Below are 3,089 nucleotides of genomic sequence, written 5' to 3'. Positions count from 1 at the left end.
GGTGTGGAACAGCGTGCGCATGCCGGGCGGCGGCTGCATCGGCATCTTCTGGCCCGATGTCATTACCATTCCAGTGCAGGGTCGCCACTACAGCTACCATTGGGACGGCGCCCGCGTGGACTTCGTGCGCCAGCACGATACGGGAAAGGTGCTTGCCGTCACATGATGGCGGCGGACACGCTTTACAGATCGCTGGGAAGCCGATATCCATAAATCCAAGGATTCGGATATATGGATAAGAAAAGCACTTTGAACGCGCTGGCCGCACTTGGCCAGGAGACGCGGCTGGATGTCTTCCGGCTGCTCGTGCGTGCCGGTCCGGAAGGCATTCCGGCGGGCGAGATCGCCACGAGGCTGGACACGGTCCAGAACACCATGTCGGCGCATCTGAAGGTGCTCGCCCATGCCGGGCTGATCCGTCCCGAACGCGACGGAAGGACCGTGCGCTATGTCGCCGACATGACCGGCCTGCGCGACCTGCTGGCCTATCTGATGGAAGATTGCTGCAATGGCGCGCCGGAGCTCTGCCAGCCCGTGATCCAGGCGGTAACCTGCAAATGCTAGAAGGGAGGCATGCACCATGAGCGAACCGTACAACGTTCTTTTCCTCTGCACCGGCAATTCGGCGAGGTCGATCATCGCAGAGGCGATTCTCAATCGTATTGGCGCCGGCAAGTTCAAGGCCTATTCGGCCGGGTCGCATCCCAAAGGGGCGGTGCATCCCTACACGCTCCAGCTTCTGAAGAACCTCAATTACGACACGTCCTTTGCCCGTTCGAAGGACTGGGAAGAATTCGCGGTTCCCGGTGCGCCGGAGATGAATTTCGTTTTCACGGTCTGCGACAACGCCGCCAATGAATCGTGCCCTGTCTGGCCAGGACAGCCGATGACCGCACATTGGGGCGTGCCTGATCCGGCTGACGCGGAGGGCACCGATGCCGAAAAACATCTGGCCTTTGCCGAAGCCTATCGCATGCTCAACAACCGGATTTCGATCTTCATCAGCCTGCCGATGAGCATGGTCGACAAGCTTGCCCTGCAGAAGCGGCTGGATGAAATCGGCCGCAACCTGCCGAAGGCCGGCTGAAGCTCGTGGCGAACGACCTGCCACGCCGCATCGTCGCGGAAGCCTTGGGAACCGCGCTGCTCGTCGCGACCGTGGTCGGCTCCGGCATCATGGCCGCCCGGCTGACACACGACGTCGCCGTTTCGCTGCTCGGCAACACGCTGCCGACCGGGGCGATCCTCGTCGTGCTGATCACGATACTGGGACCGATCTCAGGGGCGCACTTTAATCCGGCCGTTACGCTGGTGTTCGCGCTTCGCCGCGAGATCGAGGCGAACGCGGCGCTTGCCTATGTCACCGCCCAGGTCGTGGGCGGCATTGCCGGGACGTTTCTGGCCCATGCCATGTTCGAACTGCCTATCCTGCAGGCCTCAGCGACGGTGCGGACCGGAACCGGGCAATGGCTCGCGGAGGCAGTCGCCGCCTTCGGCCTTGTGTTCACCATCCTGGCAGGCTTGCGCTTCCGCTCCGACGCGATCCCGTGGCTTGTCGGGCTGTACATCACCGCCGCCTACTGGTTCACGGCCTCGACCTCCTTCGCCAACCCGGCTGTCGCGATCGCCCGCGCCTTTTCCGACACGTTTTCTGGCATCCGTCCGGTCGACCTGCCGGGCTTCATAGCCGCCGAATTGCTGGGGGCGCTGCTGGCCATGGCCCTGGCGGGCTGGCTGCTCGCCGAAGCGAAATCAACAAGACAGATGAAGGCTGCCGAATGACCGTCACCATCTACCACAACCCCGATTGCGGCACCTCGCGCAATACGCTGGCCATGATCCGCCAGTCCGGCGAAGAGCCGGAGGTGATCGAATATCTGAAGACGCCACCGTCGCGCGAAAGGCTGGTCGAGTTGATTGCCGCGATGGGCATGATGCCGCGCCAATTGCTGCGCGAGAAGGGCACGCCTTACGCGGAACTCGATCTCGGCAATCCCAAGTGGACCGACGATGAAATTCTGGACTTCATGATGGCGCATCCGATCCTGATCAATCGGCCGATCGTGGTCACGCGTCTCGGCGTCGTTCTCGCGCGACCTTCGGAAGCGGTTCTCGACATCCTGCCCAACCCCAATATCGGGCCGTTCGTTAAAGAGGACGGCGAAGTCGTCGTCGACATCAAGGGCAAGCGCATTGGCTGAGCAGAACCACGTCGCCGATGACGCGCTGCCGAACGTCGACGAAGAGCAGTTTCGGCCGATCGATATGCAGGTTCTGCTGGACGCGCCCAGGTCCATTCACAAGCCCCGCGTGCTGATGCTCTACGGATCGCTGCGGGAGCGGTCCTATTCCCGCCTCGTCACCGAGGAGGCCGCGCGAATCCTTCGCCGCCTCGGCGCCGAGGTTCGCATCTTCAATCCTTCGGGCCTGCCGCTGCCGGATTCGACGTCCGCCGACCATCCCAAGGTCAGGGAATTGCGCGACCTGTCCATCTGGTCGGAGGCCCAGGTCTGGTGCTCTCCGGAACGGCACGGTTCCATGACGGGGGTGATGAAGGCGCAGATTGACTGGCTGCCGCTGTCGATGGGCGGAGTACGTCCGACGCAGGGCAGGACGCTCGCCGTCATGCAGGTCTCCGGCGGCTCCCAGAGTTTCAACGCCGTCAACCAGCTCCGCATCCTTGGCCGCTGGATGCGAATGGTCACCATCCCCAACCAATCGTCGGTCGCCAAGGCTTTCGCCGAGTTCGACGAAGCCGGCCGCATGAAGCCGTCATCGTATTACAACCGGATCGTCGACGTGATGGAGGAGCTGATGAAGTTCACCCTGCTCCTGCGCGACCGCTCCAACTACCTGACGGACCGCTATTCCGAGCGGGTCGAGAGTGCGGAAGAGGTCGCCAAGCGGGTCAACCAGCGGTCGATCTGAGGCACCTTTGACGGTGCCTGGGTTTCGTATTTCCATATTTTTCGAAATTTGGGTTGACGATGCGAAAAGTGCCGTATAGTTTATTTCCATGAAACTCGAAAAAGCAGCCTCCCAGCTCGAAGCGCTCGGCAACCCGACGCGGCTTCAGCTCTATCGCATCC

General features: G+C 62.1%; 7 protein-coding genes. 6 read left to right on the top strand and 1 reads right to left on the bottom strand.

Annotation, left to right across the window (positions count from 1 at the left end; genetic code table 11):
- The 6 genes from EN939_RS39355 to arsH all read left to right on the top strand — a co-directional run.
- On the top strand, nt 1-166 hold a 166-nt coding region (locus tag EN939_RS39355; RefSeq protein ID WP_164751262.1), incomplete at its 5' end, for an RES family NAD+ phosphorylase.
- A gap of 65 nt (nt 167-231) precedes the next feature.
- On the top strand, nt 232-564 hold the full coding sequence (locus EN939_RS27435; RefSeq protein WP_127270864.1) for an ArsR/SmtB family transcription factor: 333 nt from the start codon (nt 232-234) through the stop codon (nt 562-564).
- 16 nt (nt 565-580) lie between these two features.
- On the top strand, nt 581-1,087 hold the full coding sequence (locus EN939_RS27430) for an arsenate reductase ArsC (protein WP_127270862.1): 507 nt from the start codon (nt 581-583) through the stop codon (nt 1,085-1,087).
- A gap of 5 nt (nt 1,088-1,092) precedes the next feature.
- Complete coding sequence (locus tag EN939_RS27425; RefSeq protein ID WP_127270860.1) at nt 1,093-1,782, top strand: aquaporin; 690 nt, start codon at nt 1,093-1,095, stop codon at nt 1,780-1,782.
- Nucleotides 1,779-2,201: an arsenate reductase (glutaredoxin) gene (gene arsC / locus EN939_RS27420; protein WP_127270859.1), complete on the top strand. Its 423-nt coding sequence runs from the start codon at nt 1,779-1,781 to the stop codon at nt 2,199-2,201. Before EN939_RS27425 ends, arsC begins: the two co-directional genes overlap by 4 nt.
- Nucleotides 2,194-2,928, top strand: coding sequence for an arsenical resistance protein ArsH (gene arsH / locus EN939_RS27415; protein ID WP_256754955.1), 735 nt, complete (start codon nt 2,194-2,196; stop codon nt 2,926-2,928). Before arsC ends, arsH begins: the two co-directional genes overlap by 8 nt.
- Here the strand turns inward: arsH and EN939_RS38645 are convergent.
- Nucleotides 2,909-3,089 (bottom strand): hypothetical protein (locus tag EN939_RS38645; RefSeq protein ID WP_206528349.1); only part of this gene is annotated, 181 nt, incomplete at its 5' end. The two genes, arsH and EN939_RS38645, sit on opposite strands and share 20 nt — an antisense overlap.

The sequence above is a fragment of the Mesorhizobium sp. M7A.F.Ca.CA.002.05.1.1 genome, assembly GCF_003998335.1.
Classification (GTDB): Bacteria; Pseudomonadota; Alphaproteobacteria; order Rhizobiales; family Rhizobiaceae; genus Mesorhizobium.
This window is presented reverse-complemented; position numbering and strand designations above follow the sequence as displayed.

Coding starts and splice junctions, on each gene's coding strand:
- EN939_RS27435 (WP_127270864.1), top strand. CDS start 232: ATGGATAAGAAAAGCACTTTGAACGCGCTGGCCGCACTTGGCCAGGAG.
- EN939_RS27430 (WP_127270862.1), top strand. CDS start 581: ATGAGCGAACCGTACAACGTTCTTTTCCTCTGCACCGGCAATTCGGCG.
- arsC (WP_127270859.1), top strand. CDS start 1,779: ATGACCGTCACCATCTACCACAACCCCGATTGCGGCACCTCGCGCAAT.